General features: G+C 45.9%; 14 protein-coding genes. 8 read left to right on the top strand and 6 right to left on the bottom strand.

Features of this window, described 5'->3' with window-relative positions; all coding sequences use genetic code 11:
- The first annotated feature begins 68 nt into the window (after nt 1-68).
- The 3 genes from BWI97_RS02175 to BWI97_RS02165 all read left to right on the top strand — a co-directional run bounded on the left by BWI97_RS02175 (nt 69) and on the right by BWI97_RS02165 (nt 4,708).
- On the top strand, nt 69-845 hold the full coding sequence (locus BWI97_RS02175) for an enoyl-CoA hydratase/isomerase family protein (RefSeq protein WP_094808808.1): 777 nt from the start codon (nt 69-71) through the stop codon (nt 843-845).
- Between the two features lie 741 nt (nt 846-1,586).
- Nucleotides 1,587-4,007, top strand: coding sequence for a PAS domain-containing hybrid sensor histidine kinase/response regulator (locus BWI97_RS02170; protein WP_158242668.1), 2,421 nt, complete (start codon nt 1,587-1,589; stop codon nt 4,005-4,007).
- Complete coding sequence (locus BWI97_RS02165) at nt 4,004-4,708, top strand: LytTR family DNA-binding domain-containing protein (RefSeq protein WP_094808806.1); 705 nt, start codon at nt 4,004-4,006, stop codon at nt 4,706-4,708. Before BWI97_RS02170 ends, BWI97_RS02165 begins: the two co-directional genes overlap by 4 nt.
- A gap of 56 nt (nt 4,709-4,764) precedes the next feature.
- Here the strand turns inward: BWI97_RS02165 and BWI97_RS02160 are convergent, their stop codons facing one another.
- Entirely contained in the window at nt 4,765-5,226 is a 462-nt protein-coding gene (locus tag BWI97_RS02160; protein ID WP_102199861.1) for an Lrp/AsnC family transcriptional regulator, read from the bottom strand.
- Nucleotides 5,227-5,468: 242 nt separating this feature from the next.
- Here BWI97_RS02160 and BWI97_RS02155 point away from each other — a divergent pair, with 242 nt between their 5' ends.
- Both BWI97_RS02155 and kbl read left to right on the top strand, forming a co-directional pair.
- Complete coding sequence (locus BWI97_RS02155; protein ID WP_094808804.1) at nt 5,469-6,425, top strand: NAD-dependent epimerase/dehydratase family protein; 957 nt, start codon at nt 5,469-5,471, stop codon at nt 6,423-6,425.
- A gap of 12 nt (nt 6,426-6,437) precedes the next feature.
- Entirely contained in the window at nt 6,438-7,628 is a 1,191-nt protein-coding gene (kbl, locus tag BWI97_RS02150; RefSeq protein WP_102199860.1) for a glycine C-acetyltransferase, read from the top strand.
- Nucleotides 7,629-7,954: 326 nt separating this feature from the next.
- Here kbl and BWI97_RS02145 read toward each other — a convergent pair whose 3' ends face one another.
- Nucleotides 7,955-8,599, bottom strand: coding sequence for an NUDIX hydrolase (locus BWI97_RS02145; RefSeq protein ID WP_102199859.1), 645 nt, complete (start codon nt 8,597-8,599; stop codon nt 7,955-7,957).
- Between the two features lie 107 nt (nt 8,600-8,706).
- Here BWI97_RS02145 and BWI97_RS02140 point away from each other — a divergent pair, with 107 nt between their 5' ends.
- Nucleotides 8,707-9,408: a head GIN domain-containing protein gene (locus BWI97_RS02140; protein WP_102199858.1), complete on the top strand. Its 702-nt coding sequence runs from the start codon at nt 8,707-8,709 to the stop codon at nt 9,406-9,408.
- A gap of 65 nt (nt 9,409-9,473) precedes the next feature.
- On the opposite strand, the gene BWI97_RS02135 is transcribed toward BWI97_RS02140, so the two are convergent.
- On the bottom strand, nt 9,474-10,823 hold the full coding sequence (locus BWI97_RS02135) for a M28 family metallopeptidase (RefSeq protein ID WP_102199857.1): 1,350 nt from the start codon (nt 10,821-10,823) through the stop codon (nt 9,474-9,476).
- A 660-nt stretch (nt 10,824-11,483) separates the two neighbouring features.
- On the bottom strand, nt 11,484-12,044 hold the full coding sequence (gene pth, locus BWI97_RS02130; RefSeq protein WP_094814698.1) for an aminoacyl-tRNA hydrolase: 561 nt from the start codon (nt 12,042-12,044) through the stop codon (nt 11,484-11,486).
- A gap of 144 nt (nt 12,045-12,188) precedes the next feature.
- Between pth and pyrR the strand changes: the two genes are divergently transcribed.
- The gene (gene pyrR / locus BWI97_RS02125) at nt 12,189-12,725 is read left to right on the top strand and encodes a bifunctional pyr operon transcriptional regulator/uracil phosphoribosyltransferase PyrR (protein WP_094814700.1); all 537 of its coding nucleotides are present in this window, start codon (nt 12,189-12,191) and stop codon (nt 12,723-12,725) included.
- Between the two features lie 91 nt (nt 12,726-12,816).
- A complete protein-coding gene (locus BWI97_RS02120) occupies nt 12,817-13,737 on the top strand; it encodes an aspartate carbamoyltransferase catalytic subunit (RefSeq protein WP_094814702.1) in 921 nt (306 codons plus the stop codon).
- Between the two features lie 641 nt (nt 13,738-14,378).
- Here BWI97_RS02120 and BWI97_RS02115 read toward each other — a convergent pair.
- On the bottom strand, nt 14,379-15,347 hold the full coding sequence (locus BWI97_RS02115) for a sulfite exporter TauE/SafE family protein (RefSeq protein ID WP_102199856.1): 969 nt from the start codon (nt 15,345-15,347) through the stop codon (nt 14,379-14,381).
- Between the two features lie 164 nt (nt 15,348-15,511).
- Entirely contained in the window at nt 15,512-16,318 is an 807-nt protein-coding gene (locus BWI97_RS02110) for a mechanosensitive ion channel family protein (RefSeq protein WP_094811991.1), read from the bottom strand.
- Nucleotides 16,319-16,590: the final 272 nt, after the last annotated feature.

Here is a 16,590-nt window from a genome sequence, read left to right as displayed (position 1 = left end):
AATCCTATACTTGAGAAGAGTTCAGCCGTTACGGCTTACCAGCACGCCCACCAATCACTGAAAAGGTCATGAAAACTTTGTTGTATGAAGTACGAGATCAGGTAGCCTACCTGACGATGCACCGGCCTGAGGTATACCATGCCCTGAGTCCGGAGCTATTGGGAGAACTGAATCAGGCTTTCAAACAAGCTGATTCTGAAGAGCGTATACGCGTAATCGTGTTGACGGGATCGGGTGATAAAGCTTTTTGTTCCGGGGCCGATTTAAAGCTCGGAATCGGGGAGTCTGAGGGGATGGGTCAGGTCTTACGGGAACACTACTTACCACTCATCCAAACCATGCGGAGGCTACCCAAACCCATCATTGCCCGCCTGAATGGGGTAGCAGCCGGAGCGGGAGCTGCCCTGGCTCTGGCCTGCGACCTGCGAATAGCGGCTGGTCATGCCAGCATGGCCCAGCTTTTTGTTCACATCGGCCTGATTCCCGATGCAGGTACTACTTTTTTTCTACCCCGGCTGGTGGGCCTTCAGCGGGCATTTGAGTGGGCGAGCACGGGGAAAACGCTACCGGCAGCGGAATGCCATGCCTGGGGCCTGGTCAATGACGTAGTACCCGGGGAACAGCTTGATGAGGCCGTAAGCCGCTGGACGGAGTACTACACGCAGGCTCCGACGCTGGCCATCGGTTATTTGAAACAGCTCCTGAATGAGTCTGCTACCGCAACGCTGGAAACCATGCTGGATCGGGAAGCGGAATGTCAGGAATTACTCGGAAAAACGCAGGATGTAGCGGAAGGCTTGCGTGCTTTCCGGCAAAAGCGAAAGCCAAACTTTCAGGGAAGGTAAAACAAAAAAGGTAGCTCATGGCTACCTTCTCTGGTAAGTGATCTATTCTCTGTATGGTGATCGCCCGTCCGCTGAATAAACACCTACGTATCTGGGGGAAATGAATAACAACTGATCAGGTGTGGGTAAACAATGGGGTTAATTACTTCACTACTAAACGCTTTCCCTGTACGCTGTTTTGGGGTGCTTTTTTTGATACAAATATCAGGCACTAATGACGAGCAAATGAAGTCTTTTCGATCAACTGCGTATTTCAGGGTTTTTTCAGCAGAAAACAGACTTTTATATACAGAAAAGCAGACTAATTCATTAAAACGATCATTTATTCCTTTCATCTAAAATAATTACTGAATTATTCCAGTTTTAGTATTATTGTTAAACGTATGATCATTTGTGCAAATCCTTAATAAAAGTACTAAAGAGGGTTGTTAAGAAGTCCTGCGTTATTGAATTTCTAAAGCCGCTATTAAGTTAATTACTTGAAATTGTTTAATATTTTTGAGTAATTTTATCTACATTTACCGTTACTGATGCCGTTCGTTACGAGTTTAAACTTATTCTACCGCAGTTGCAAGCAGTTACAGAATGTTTGTCTGCGTGCTGTGTTAAATAGAATAGTACTTATGCTGGAAATAACGAATTGTAAAGAATGTACCACACCACCTACTATGAAAAATGATCGGCCATACAAAGAAGGAGGGATTGACTCCATCAACAATTACTAAACTGTTCATTAGTCAGATGATGGAAGAAGTTAATCAACCTGGAAAATCAATGGAAACCGGCAGCTTGAAAGCCGAAAAATCGAGTCCTGTGGCTATACGCCCACTGGTTGAGGATACAGCCAGTCAACAGCCCATGACTGAACAATCCGCGTTGTGGACCAGAAGCGACCAGCTTCCTTACGGGCTGCTGATTGAAAATGAAGAGCGAAAAGTTGTTTACATCAATCAAAGTTATTGCGACATTTTTGAGATAAAAGTGGCCGCAAATGAATTAATTGGGAAAACAATTGATGAGATTTTTGAAACGTACCTCAGTCGTTTTAACGTTGATAAAACAGCAGTAGACCAGCTTCGCGAATTTGTTCCCAGACATCAGATTGTTGAGCATTTTACACTCCCCATTACGGAAGATAAAGTAATTGTAATTGATTTTATACCGCTGGTCCCTGAAGGGAGTGCAACCTGGCATGTATGGAAATTTCAGATCAGTAATAAGAATTATCTTTCTCCGCAAAACTTTAAGCAGATTCAGGAAAATTATTGGTCTATTATTGAAAAAATGGACCTTGGAATACTGGAGGTAGATACGGAAGAACGAATCGTTAGAGCCCATGATCGTTTTTGCCGGATGGTAGGTTATACCAGCGAAGAATTGGTGGGAAAACCTGCGTCTGAATTGTTATTGCTGGAAGCGTATACGGATTTTATTAACGAACAAAGTAAAACCCGCTTTGAAGGGAAAACCAGTAGCTACGAAATACCTCTGCGTTGTAAGGATGGGCGTATTATTTGGGTAATCGTAAACGGAGCTCCCGTGTATGATGCCGCAGGAAAAGTGATAGGCTCCGTAGGTATTCATTACGACAATACAGAACGTAGAAAACTGATTGATGACCTGGCTCTGGCCAAAAAAGCTGCCGAAGATGCTCAACTCGCGGAGAAGCAGTTTCTCGCGAATATGAGCCATGAAATTCGCACGCCACTGAATGCCATCATCGGAATGACGCACCTGCTTTACGACACGCAGGTCAATGCGGAGCAAAAAGAATATTTGGAAATACTTCAATCTTCGTCCCGAATATTACAAAATTTACTGACAGATATTCTGGATATATCCGCTCTTGAGAACGGCACATTACCCCTTCAGTTGAAAGAATTTGACATCCGTGGTCTATTGATGGCTCTGCACCGAATTTATGAATTACAAAACAACAAAAAGGACGTAGAGATTGCCCTGGACATTGATCCAAATTTAGCTACACAGGTCTACGGAAGTGAACGACTGATTTACCAAATTGTATCAAAGCTGCTCAATAATGCGTACAAGTTTACGGAGCGGGGCAAGATTAATCTGAAAGCGAAACAAGTCCAAAGTACGAACGAAACGATCACTATTCAATTTGAAATTCGGGATACGGGTGTTGGAATTGATGACGATAAACTTGAAGTAATTTTCGAAAAGTTTAAACAATTACCCAACGAAACGGGCTATAAGTATCAAGGGGCGGGCCTCGGTTTAGCTCTTGTCAAACACCTGATCGACCTGCTCGGAGGGAGTATTACGGTATATACGAAAAAAGGAGAAGGAACGCGATTTATTTTTCAATTACCGTTTAAGAAAATTAACTTTGTTAAATCAGAGCATCAGATACCTATAGTAAATACTACTCAGCGGATTCTAGTTGTGGAAGATAACCTCATGAATCGCAAGTACGTAGGGGGGCTGCTCGACAAATGGAATCTACCCTACAAAATTGTCACGGATGGGCAGGAAGCCATTCGAATCATTGAGCATGAAAATTTTGATTTAATCCTAATGGACATTCAAATGCCATTTCTAGATGGCTATGAAACTACCCTTATGATTAGATCTACTCAAAATATTAATCAGAATATACCGATTGTCGCCCTGACAGCCTCTGCCATGCAGGAACAAAAGGAACAGGCCCTGAAAGTGGGCATGACTGATTTTCTGGCTAAACCTTTTACACCTAAACAACTTCTGGAGAAAATCTCAATGTATCTTTCTCCATCAGATACGCAGGAGATGGAAGAACAAAAATGGCAGTATCATCCGGAGCTTGATAGTGTATATCTGCATGAATTATACGGCGAAGAATGGACGTATGCGTATGAAATGTTCCAGACTTTTCGGGATGAAGTGCTGCCAGAATACGCTCATTTAACTCCGCTGGTTCTGCAGCAAAATTGGGAATCACTGGCCAGGGAGGCTCACAAGCTTAATCCGCCCCTCGCTATGGTAGGCCTCACGGGCTTACAGAAGTACTTAAAATCCATTGAAGTTCAATTAACTCACGACAACAACCCCGAAGGCATACCTGAAAAAATTAACTTTTTTCAAACAGAATTAAGCCGTATGGCTGTTATATTAGCCGAGGAAGTAAACAGGCTTGCCTTTAAAACCGCTGCCCAATGAAATTAAAATGCGTTATTGTAGATGATGAGTTAATGGCTCGTCTCTCCCTTGAACGGTTGTGCGAAAAGCGAGAAGAGTTAGAGATTATTGGAATATTTGATCAATCTACGGAGGGTTTAAATTTCTTAAGAGAGAAAATTGTTGATGTTCTTTTTCTGGATGTTGAAATGCCGGGATTAAGTGGGCTTGAACTGTTGGATCAGCTATCCTATATGCCCTCCGTAATTCTTACAACATCTAAGACCGAATACGCCTTTGACGCCTTTCAGTACCAGGTTACGGACTATTTGAAAAAGCCTATTTCACTTCCCCGCTTCATGCAGGCAGTAGATAAGGTTATCGATAAAAAATCAGCGGTGAAGGCACCGGTGGTTCCCAAAAATACGGATCCAAACGAAATTTACGTAAAAACAGAAGGACGCTATATTCGCATTGAGTATGATAATATTCTGTACGTTGAGAATGTTGGCGATTATGTTAAAATCCGTACCAATCAGGGTTCTCATATTGTGTACGCAACAATGAAAAACCTGGAGGAAAAACTCAATCCTAAATTCTTTTTCCGCGTGCACCGGAGCTTTATTATCAACCTTTCCAAAATCGTTGATATTGAAGAAAGTAACTTAGTTATTGCGGATAAAGTAATCCCGATTAGCCGGGCGAATAAACCTGAATTACTCGAGAAACTGAATATTCTGTAAGAAATGATTACGATAGTAGCTAAAGCGGCGGATTGACGAAATCCGCCGCTTTATTTTTAGATGCTGTACCCAATGTTATGTTTGATTTCTTTTAATACAAACGTGCTGTTTAGCGTTCCAATATTTTCCAGCTTCGATAGTTTATACTTCACAAAATCGTGATAATCATTCAGGGACTTTAAATTGATTTTTAACAGGAAATCAACCTGCCCAGCCATGTGGTAGCATTCCTGTACTTCCTCCAGATCCTGAATGGTCTGCTCGAATTTTTCAATAAATGCTTCATTGTGATAACGCATGGAAACCTGACAAAAAACGGTTACGGGTTGTCCAATCAGCGTTTTGTCCAGTACCGCCACGTACTGTTTAATGTAGCCGAGGGATTCGAGTCGCTTGATGCGTTCGTAAACGGGTGAGATGGTAAGGTTTAGCTCGGCAGCCAACTCTTTCGTGGTCATTTTAGCGTCCTGCTGTAGCAAACGCAGCAAGGTTCTATCCAGCTCATCCAGGTTTTCCATAAGGGTGTTCAGGTATCAATTTTTTAACCGAAAAATTTTCTTCCACAAACCTAGTATGGATTTCTATAAAAGGGAATATTTTCTTTAAAATGAACACTTGAAGGAATATTTTCTTTGTGATCGAAAATACTTCAATAAATATTGCTACAAATATAGATTTGTGTCGGAATCAGTGAGAAAAGCTTCCGAGCTTTGACCGGTTCCTCAAATGGTCGGCGTTTCACTTAATCATTTTCTGGCCTATGGATACTATTCTTGTTATCGGAGCTAGTGGACAGATCGGTACGGTTTTGGTCCAGCACCTACAAAATCAGTACGGACTGAATCGCGTGATAGCCTCTGATTTGCGGCTGCCGCAAGCATTTTCGGGAATTTTTGAATCACTCGATGCCACGAAAGCCGAGGAACTGGCCGCTCTGGTACGTCGATATCGGGTAACGCAGATCTATCATTTAGCGGCGATCCTTTCGGCCAATGGAGAAGCGAATCCGATTCGAACCTGGGAGATTAACATGCAGACGGCTCTGAATGTACTGGAAGTAGCCCGTACCCAGAACGTCTCTAAAGTATTTATTCCCAGTTCGATTGCTGTATTTGGTCCCAGTGCTCCGGCATTCGATACGCCCCAGCAAACGCAGCTTGATCCCACGACGGTCTATGGCATCAGTAAAGTAGCGGCTGAAAACTGGATGCATTACTACCACGTGAAGTATGGTCTTGATGTACGCTCGCTGCGGTATCCGGGGGTGATTAGTTACCAGTCGCAACCCGGCGGCGGTACCACCGATTACGCCGTTGCCATTTACCATCAGGCCGTACAGGGGCAGGATTTTACCTGTTTTCTGTCGGAGAATACGCGGCTGCCCATGATCTACATGGATGACGCCATTCGGGCCACGCTGGAATTGATGGAAGCCGAAAGCAGCCGGATTCAGGTGCGGACGGCCTACAACCTGGCGGGCCTAAGTTTTACACCCGCTGAACTAACGGCGGCCATTCAGAAATTTTTCCCGAATTTTCGAACGCAGTACGTTCCGGATTTCCGGCAACAAATTGCCGATTCCTGGCCCAAAACGATTGATGATCAGGCTGCCCGCAAGGATTGGGGCTGGGCACCGGCCTTTGATCTCTCCCGAATGACGGAAGAAATGATCCATCATCTTTCTGAATATTATCAGCCTTCACTCACGCAGGCGTAAACTTTTCGAGTTATGTACGGAACGATTAAAGAAGAACTTCAGCAAGAGCTGGCTTCCATTCAGGAGGCGGGTTTGTATAAGAATGAACGCATCATTGTAACGCCGCAGTCGGCGGTGATCGCTACTTATAACGGACAGAATGTACTGAATTTCTGTGCGAACAATTACCTGGGCCTGTCCTCACACCCCTCGGTTATCGAAGCGGCTCATCAGACCGTCGATTCACACGGATATGGCATGTCGTCGGTTCGGTTTATCTGTGGTACGCAGGACATTCACAAAGAACTCGAAAAAGCTACGGCTGAATTTGTGGGAGCCGAGGACTGCATTTTGTACGCAGCCGCATTTGATGCCAACGGTGGGGTTTTCGAACCCTTGCTGAATGAACAGGACGCAATCATTTCCGATGAATTGAATCACGCGTCCATTATCGACGGTATTCGTTTGTGCAAGGCAAAACGCTTTCGCTACAAGCACAATAACATGGCTGATCTGGAAGAACAATTAAAAGCTGCAGCGGGATCGCGTCGCATTTTGATTGTTACGGATGGAGTATTTTCCATGGACGGAACCATTGCTCAACTTGATGTCATCTGTGACCTGTCCGATCAGTACGGAGCCATGGTGATGGTGGACGAGTCACACGCGAGTGGTTTTGTGGGCAAAACGGGCCGGGGTACACCTGAGCACAAGAATGTTCTGGGCCGAATTGACATTATCACGGGTACCTACGGAAAAGCCCTGGGCGGTGCTTCGGGTGGTTTTACCGCGGCTCGCAAGGAAATTGTAGAACTGTTGCGTCAACGCTCTCGTCCGTACCTGTTCTCGAATACGCTGGCCCCGGTAGTCGTTGGAGCCTCCCTGAAAGTGCTGGAGCTGTTACGGGCCTCAACCACGTTACGCGACAAGCTGGAAGAGAATACCCGTTTCTTCCGCGAAGCCATGACCGCAGCGGGCTTTGACATTCTGCCCGGCGAACATCCCATTGTTCCCATCATGCTTTACGATGCTCCGCTGGCTCAGCAGTTTGCGTCAAAATTGTTGGAAGAGGGTATTTACGTGATCGGCTTCTTTTACCCCGTAGTACCACAGGGAAAAGCCCGGATCCGGGTACAAATCTCCGCCGGTCACGAACGCGAACACCTCGAAAAAGCCATTGCGGCGTTTACCAAAGTTGGTAAAGAGCTGGGGGTGATTAAGTAACCGATAACCAGGCCGTCTCTAACCAGCCTTTGATCATAATTAGGAAAACGATAAAGGCAGGTTTTTACCTGCCTTTATCGTTACAAGCTTCTTGACTTGTACCTATCATGCTGGTATGTCCCCGCATTGCATACGGGGCTATGTACAGTGAACCCCTTTGGGGTCAAAGCTACCAACTCCGAAGCGTTCAATGTACATAGCCGTAGGTGCCACCCATGGACGCCTTCCAGGGTACCGGTCTAACGTCAATAATCAATTGAAAAAGAGAAAGTTAATTTGTAAAACTATCAACTATCAACTATCAACTATCAACTATCAACTATCAACTACATTTTCTTCGCCGCCAGATACAAGTGAATATTCAGTAACGCACAGGCATTGCTCATCATACCCATCGCTTCGTTCAAGGGTACGACTTTGGTTAGAATAAATTCACCGTGGTCGGCACCAGCGGTTTGACCGTCGTACTGAAAAATTTCTTCCTTACTCAATTCAAGCTCCACGTAGAAGAAATACATCGCCTCGTCGCTCGTACCACTGCTCGGAAACAGAGGTTTTTCGTTCAGTTGGTGAATCTGAGCGGGCTGTACTACCAGACCCGTTTCTTCCTGAATTTCGCGTACGGCTACGTCCAGGGGCAGGTCCGTACCGTCGACCATACCTGCAGGATGTTCGTACATGTAGCTGCCGTCACAAATGCGTCGCTGCTGTACCAGTAACAGGTACTTTTCCTGCGTATCGCGGTCAATCAGGCAGGTGAGTACGGATAAGACTTCTCCTTTTACGAAACAAAGCGGAAGAATTTTATGACCCTCCGGAACCGTTGCATCCAGATCGAAAAGCCCAAAGAGCAGGTCGCCATCCGAGCGATATTTTGTGTATAATTCCTTGGTACCGTGGATAATGACACCATTGCGTTGCAGGTTACGTTGCCACAACTGAAACTTATGTGAATCTTGATAGGAGGCCATTCTTTTTAAGGTTATCTCGTAACAAGGGCTCAAATTACTGGTTTTACAAGCAACGTGAGCCGATTTTACGGCATCTTTGCATTGAAAATTTAAGAAGGAGTATAGCTATGAAACATTTGCCATTGCTTGTCCTGGGGTTACTGGCCTCATATTCAGGATACGCTCAACAAACGAAAACGGTTGACCTTAAGTCGTTCAGTAAAGTTCGGATTTTGGGCTGTGTAACAGCAGAACTGAAAAAAGCGAATGATGTTTCGTTGAAAATTACCACACCGGGAACGCTGGAAGAATCCAAAATCACGGTTGAAACCAAAAATGATGAATTAATTATTCGTCAGAAGTGGGAAAAAGAGGTCTTTCAGAAAGGCGATTGCCGGGCCAGTAACATTCGACTGGAACTGGGATACAAGGAAGTAGAATCCATTTATTCGGGCGTCGGAGCCGAAATTACGGTCATCGATCCCATCCAAACGCGGGATCTGGATTTACAGGCGGCTACGGGCAGCCAGATCCGACTCGAAGCCGATGTACGTAACCTGAAGGCTAAAGCAGTCCAGGGAGCAGTACTGGATTTGTCAGGCACTGCCTCCGAACAACAGGTGACGGTGAACACGGGCGGTGAAGTACACGCCTTCAACCTGACGAGCGAAGATGCCTTTGTCAAAGCCAATACGGGCGGGGTAGCTCGCATCACTACAACCAAACGTCTGGATGCCAACGCCGGTACCGGCGGAGCGGTGCGATACAAAGGAAATCCGGCCAAGAAAAACATCAATTCCAGCTTGGGTGGCGAAGTAAAAGCGGAGTAACACCTTATAGGCAGGAACATACAAAAACGGCGAGCTGAATCCAGCTCGCCGTTTTTGCTTAAGGCTTAACGCGAAGGCAAGGGAATGACGGGCAAACTTTCGTTTCCATGCTCACTAACCGCCTGGATGGCAAAGAAATACGAATCCCTGGAGTAGGGGAGTGTAATCGAAGTTTCGGTTGTGTACAGTTTCTTTTGCCAGAACGGCTGATACGTTTCCCGAATCAGTACGTAGTATCCTTTCACTTTTCCGGCTTTAGGAGCCTTCCAGTTGAGTTTGGCGTAACTAGCTGAGCCGCGTACTTCGATCTGTACGTCCTGAGGCATTTGCGGAGCTTTCGCCAGGTTGGCCAGCGTTGCCAGGTTTACAGCAGCATTTTTACGGAGGTATTCAAAATCCATGAACTTTTGCAGATCACCGTACTCTTTGCCGTTTTCAGTATGAATGTCGTGGTGTTGGTGATCAAAGTTTTCGTTCATTTCTGTAATCCGAACGGCCGCAAAGCCTTTATTCACAAAAGGGGTGTGATCGCCGCCGCGTTGAAAACGGTCATTGCGAAAGATTAGTACCACTTCCAGGTTTTCTACGTATCGTTCACCCACTTCTTTCATGTATCGGGCCAGTTGTCGGGTCTGCCCGTCGCTTTCAGCTCCAATCGCCCGGATTTTAGCCGCCTGTTCGGCAGTCTGGTACGCGGGTAACCCTTCGCTAAAGACGCGTAAACGGGTATTGTCAATCATGCCAATATCGCTGCCTGCGGAAGAACCCATCGTATCATTATTCAGAATGGCTTCCAGATTCATCTTTTTATCGACGGCTTGCTGGGCGTAATACTCGGCCCCGAGCAGGCTTTGTTCTTCACCACTGACAATCAGAAATACGATTGTAGCCGGGAATTTGGCGGCGGACAGGATACGGGCCAGTTCCAAAGCCGTGGCTACACCCGAACCATCGTCGTTGGCTCCGGGGGAATCAATATCACGATTCATAATGTCCAGAGCCCGGGAGTCGATGTGAGCCGAGATGACAAACACCCGGTCGTCATTCGGATCGGAGCCTTTTAGGGTAGCTACAACGTTGGCAATTTCATGCTCTTTGTCCACCCGACGGCCGTCGGGCTTGAGCGTCCAGCTTTGTAACTGGGCCGTTAGGCGACCGCCGGAATTTTTGGCGTAGGACTGAAATTTAGCGAGTGTCCAGCGGCGGGCGGCCCCGATCCCCCGCTGTGGATCACTGACCGAACTCAGGGTATGTCGGCTGCCAAAGGAAACGAGCTTTTCAACGGTTGCCCGCATCGAGTCGGCGGAAACGGCTTTGACGTAACGATCAATTTCAGGATCCCGATTCAGAATTTGTTGGGAAGAGCCGACCAAAGGCACTGCCAGAAAGGCCGTAGCGAGTAAGCGTTTAAACATATAGGGTCTGGTGTTTGCAAATGAATGAAGCAAGATAGCTATTCGCTATGGAGGTAAAAGCAAGAATAGATGCGAACCGACTTTTAGGGTTACAAAGCCGAAAGAAAAGCTACCAATGGGCTGAAAACAAAATAAGGCCGAGCGAAACGCTCAACCTTATCCCACTTAACCTCTAAACCTATTTTACTATGAAAAAACGCTAACCTCTCTTGGAAAATGGATTAAACACAACCCTTACCTCTATCTTGACTGGTGTTTAATACGGGAACCCTACAGTTTTGTGTATCGTTCCAAAAAATGTGTTCCAATCAGCGACCCAAAATACAAACTTATTTTCAGCTGTGGAACCAGAAGCCCTAGATTTGATTTTCATCGAACTACTCTGATGCAAAGTTACAAATCATTTTGGTTACTTCCTGGTATTTTACAATTTGTTTGTCGTCGTTTGACATTACAAATGTAGATACACTAAATTAAAAGTCCAAACTTAGGAAAATACAATTTCAAAATTTTATTCGGAATAATATCCTATTTTGACTTCGAGTGGACGAAAAAAAAGATATAAAAATGTCTTTAACTAGAATTTTATATGGTTAAATATCCAATAAAGTTCCTGAAAATATTACTTTAACTTTTTGTAAAATTCTTTATTTAGTACAATCATTCGTTAAAATTATTCATCGTCTTGTCAATCCCTAAAGTGCAAAAACTCAATAAAATGTCGATGGAGCGGTCCAGCCGTTCAGGTAAAAGCTCGATTTCGCTCTTGGGAAACTCCCCAAGTACATGGTCTACCTGACGTCCTTTGGGAAAATCACCGCTTACGCCAAAACGAAGACGAGCATACTGATCATTGCCCAATACCTCCTGAATATTTCGTAAACCGTTGTGTCCTCCGTGCGATCCTTTGCTCCGGAGGCGTAGCTTTCCAAAAGGTAGGGCAATGTCGTCGGTAATCGTCAACATATTCTCCACGGGTATTTTCAGTTCTTTCAGCCAGTAGTTAATCGCCTTCCCGCTCAGGTTCATGTACGTGGTAGGCTTGATCAGGTAAATGGTGCGGCCTTTGTATTTCAGTTCAGCCCCGTACGCCAGCCGACCCAGATCGAATTTAAGATTTTCCTGAGCCGCCAGTCGGTCCAGTACCATAAAACCGACGTTGTGTCGGGTCATTGCATATTCCGGGCCAATGTTTCCTAAGCCCGCTACCAGATACTTCATAGGAGATGATGAATTGATACGGATAAATTTCTTCGGTCATTGTACAGAAGATCAAGCCATCCGCAATTATTTCGCATTCGAAAAGCGAATTTCGCCCCTTCGGATTCCTAAATCCTAATTTCGTTTGCCTAATTTTGCCCGCATATGCAGCGACGATTGCTTCTTTCCAGTCCCTTGTTGGAGATCACCATCAGTCGGTTATGCCAACAACTTATTGAGAATCACCAGCTCTTTGCCGATTCAGTGATCCTGGGTTTGCAACCGCGAGGTATTCATCTGGCTCAACGAATTCATCAGGAACTTCAGCAAACCACCGGTAGTACCATTCCGTTTGGCTGGCTGGATGCGACTTTTCACCGCGACGACTTTCGCCGTCGGGAATCGATTGTACGGGCCAATCAGACTAAAATCCCCTTTACGGTCGAAGGCAAACGGGTCATTCTCGTCGACGACGTGATTGCTACGGGCCGCATGGTACGGGCCGCTCTGGATGCCATGACCTTTTTTGGCCGTCCGGAAAAGGTAGAACTGGCGGTACTTATTGATCGTAGTTATAACCGGGATATTCCCATCGCTCCGGATTACGTGGGGCTGAAAGTCAATACGCTCGATACGCAGCGGGTCATCGTGGAATGGAAAGAACAGGGCCACGAAAAAGACGGTATTTGGCTCAGTGATTAGTTTTTGTTCCCCCTCCGGAAACGTTGAGGGGGCTTTTTTTGAATGTACATCCCGTTTTCGTTCTTCATCGAAAACTTAATTTTATACTGCCGTGCTAAGTACGAGACATTTACTAGGCATCAAAGATCTCACGGAAGCCGATATTCAGCTCATTTTCCAGACTGCCGACGAGTTTAAGGAAGTGCTCAACCGTCCGATCAAAAAAGTACCCTCGCTGCGGGACGTAACGATTGCCAACGTTTTTTTCGAAAACTCCACCCGTACGCGTCTGTCGTTTGAGCTGGCTGAAAAACGACTTTCGGCTGACGTGGTTAATTTTTCCTCGTCGAGTAGTTCCGTTAAGAAAGGAGAAACGCTACTGGATACGGTCAATAACATTCTGGCCATGAAGGTAGACTTAATCGTTATGCGGCACAGTTCGCCCGGGGCTCCGCATTACCTATCCAGCCGCATTCCGGCCAGCGTGGTAAATGCCGGTGACGGTACGCACGAGCACCCGACGCAGGCCTTGCTGGATGCCTTTTCCATTCGTGAAAAACTCGGCGATGTAGCGGGTAAGAAAGTGGCCATCATTGGTGACATTCTGCACTCCCGAGTAGCTTTATCCAATATTTTCTGTCTGAAGAAGCTGGGAGCAGAAGTAATGGTGTGTGGACCGAGTACGCTGATTCCGCGATATATCCGGGATCTGGGCGTGATCGTTTCGCACGATGTACGGCAGGCGTTGCAGTGGTGCGATGTCGCCAACGTACTGCGTATTCAGCTCGAACGCCTGCAGGTGAAGTATTTCCCGAGTCTGCGGGAGTATTCGCTGTATTACGGTATCAACAAAGCCATGCTCAATGAACTGGACAAGCCGATTGTACTGATGCACCCCGGACCGATCAATCGGGGCGTAGAATTAAGCTCGGATGCGGCTGACTCCAGCGAGCACTCGATTATTCTGAATCAGGTAGAAAATGGCGTAGCGACGCGGATGGCCGTGTTGTATCTGCTGGCGGCTCAGCAGTAGGGTTTTTTGTTTTGGTAGGGTAAAACAGGTAAGGGTAGTGGAACGAGTTGTCCGTAGTATTCACTACGGACTTTTTTAATTAGTAGGCTGTGCCTACCGGGCTGGCTATACCCCGCATTGCATACGGGGCTATTGAGATTGAACCCCTTCAGGGTTGGCGAGTCGGCATGCAATCCTGAATGAATATGCAGGTGTAAGCATTTAACCCCGGAGGGGTTTCATTCGAATAGCCATGGGTGAAACCTATGGTTAGCTTACCGATTTGATTCCCCGCATTGCATACGGGACTAATGCTATTGAACCCGTTCAGGGTTATAATGCCTAAGATGTGCTGTATTTATGCAGGTTTCCAAACCCTGCTCACCCCGATTAAAAATCGGCGTAGCCTGGTTTCGCGTCTCTGACGCGATTTAAGTAAATCAAAAAAGATACACACCAAATTATCCACAGTAACTTTCATTACAAACCTTCTGAGAACGGAGTAATTTTCCTGCCCTCGCGACGAAGTTAATAGCTAACAAGCGAGCGAAAACCCAGTTGGGTTGAACCTTTGTAAATTGTATAGCAATAAAAAACCACCGTGCTGATCTGTTTCTAAGACAGACAACACGGTGGTTTTTCGTATCAATAGCTTTGCGTTCCTAGCCAATCAGTCGCTTCAGACTGGCCAGAATCACTACGATACCGACCAGAATCATCATGGCTTTAATCGGTAGCTTACTGGCTAAACGGGCTGCAATGGGAGCGGCAATCACGCCTCCCAGAATAAGTCCCAGAATCACCTGCCATTGCGATAAACCAATGACCAGAAAGAAGGTCAGAGACGACGCGAAAGAAATGAAAAATTCAGCGAGATTCACCGAGCCAACCGTATAGCGGGGGTGACGTCCCGAGGCAATCAGCGTCGAGGATACAATCGGCCCCCAGCCGCCACCACCGATGGAATCCATGAAACCGCCAAACCAGGCCAGCGGTCCAATCAACTTGATCGGATTTTTTTTCTGCCGCTTGATCAGGGCTTTCCGGATGATTACGATACCCAGAATCAAGGTATATGTCGACACGGCTGGTTTTACGTACGTCATGTACTCTTCCAGTACGGAAGAAAGCAGGTAAGCACCCAAAACAGCTCCAATAACGCCGGGAATCAAGATCACCTTGAAAAGTTTGGCGTTCACATTGCCATATCTCAGGTGCATGTAGCCCGATACGCCACTCGTAAAAATTTCGGAGGTGTGTACACTCATGGAAATGACGGCGGGAGAAACCCCTACGCCCGCCAGAAAAGTCGCTGCTGAAACACCGTAAGCCATGCCCAGGGCTCCATCTACCATTTGGGCCAGAAAGCCACCCAGTACGTACCAGAGAATGTCAACCGTAATGGAGTTGAAAGCCGTAGTAATATTTTCGACGGTAAGAAACTTAAAGATCAGGTGCCCTACAATCATCAAGGCTAACGCATTCACGATGTGAATGAAAATCTCAGCGGGTTTGCGTTCCCGTTTCCACAACGTAATGATGGCCTCTTCGAAGGGGTTTTTACTGCTCTTTTTGACGGAACGAGTGGGTATGACTTCGGAGGGCTTAAGTACTTCAGACGTTGACTCCATGTAGTGTAGTTTGCCTACAAAAATAGTAGACTATCTTTTACTCCACCAAAATAGTAGAATATTAAATTCCGTATTTCTTCGCGATGAATAAGTAAAGGTCTGTAAATCAATTACTAATAAAAAAAGGCTCCGAAGAGCCTTGAGGTTAGGTAGGAGGAAAATACTTATTTCTGCTTGACGTACACCAATTTTTCCGGAGCCTGAATGCCATCACGGTCAAACTGGCGTTTGAGATTCTCGTGCATATAGTAGTACGTGTTCCAGTAATCGGCTGGCGTGGTCCACACACGTACATCGTAGCTCGTTGTATCGGGGGTGAGTTTGGTGACCAGTACATCATGGCCACGATCTTTGAGTGCATACGGGCAGGTCGCAATGACACCTTGAATCGCGGCCTTAGTTACGTCCAGATCATTCTGACTTCCTACGCCGTACACCATATCCACGCGAATAACACCCTTGCCCGAAATGTTCGTGACGGGGCTGGTGGATAGGGAGCCGTTGGGTAGGATGATGGTTTTATTATCCGGCGTTACCAGAATGGTGTTGAAAATCTGGATGGCCTCTACCACACCGATGAAGCCCTGAGCTTCGATTAAATCACCAACCCGGAATGGTTTGAAAATGAGAATGAGTACACCTCCCGCAAAGTTGGCCAGGCTGCCCTGTAAAGCCAGACCTACGGCTAAACCGGCAGCTCCGAGAATCGCGACGAAGGAAGTCGTTTCGATACCCAACAGTCCCGCACAGCTTAACAAGAGCATCACATTGAACAGAACGCTGAGTAAGGAGAGTAAAAAGGGTTGAACGTCGCGATCAATACGACTCTGATTCATACGAGCAGCCAGAAATTGTGTAAGCTTACCAATGACCAGCCGTCCGATGATAAAAACGACTAAGGCCAGAAGAATTTTGCCGCCGTACTGATAGACATGTAACAGAATGAGATCTTTTAAATTAGTGAAATCCATACACGTGAGTAAGTAAGGTGAAAGATGAGGGATTGTTAAAGGGTAATACAGGGACAATAAACTAAAAAAATACGTATATACTACTAAATATGTGCTATTATTATTTGTAGGGCAATTTCGCGAATGAAGCATACTTTGTGTTATACACATCAGAAAAGTACTTAGTGCTTTTCATCTCCATAAAATCAATTCACCAGTAGCGATTAGTAATCATGAAAAGTTAAATTTTAATAATCTATTAAATTAATAGGATAAATAGATTTAATTTGCGT

This window comes from Siphonobacter sp. BAB-5405 (assembly GCF_002872335.1).
Taxonomy (GTDB): Bacteria; Bacteroidota; Bacteroidia; order Cytophagales; family Spirosomataceae; genus Siphonobacter.
The sequence above is the reverse complement of the archived record's forward strand: the minus strand, read 5'-3'. Positions and strand labels throughout refer to the sequence as shown.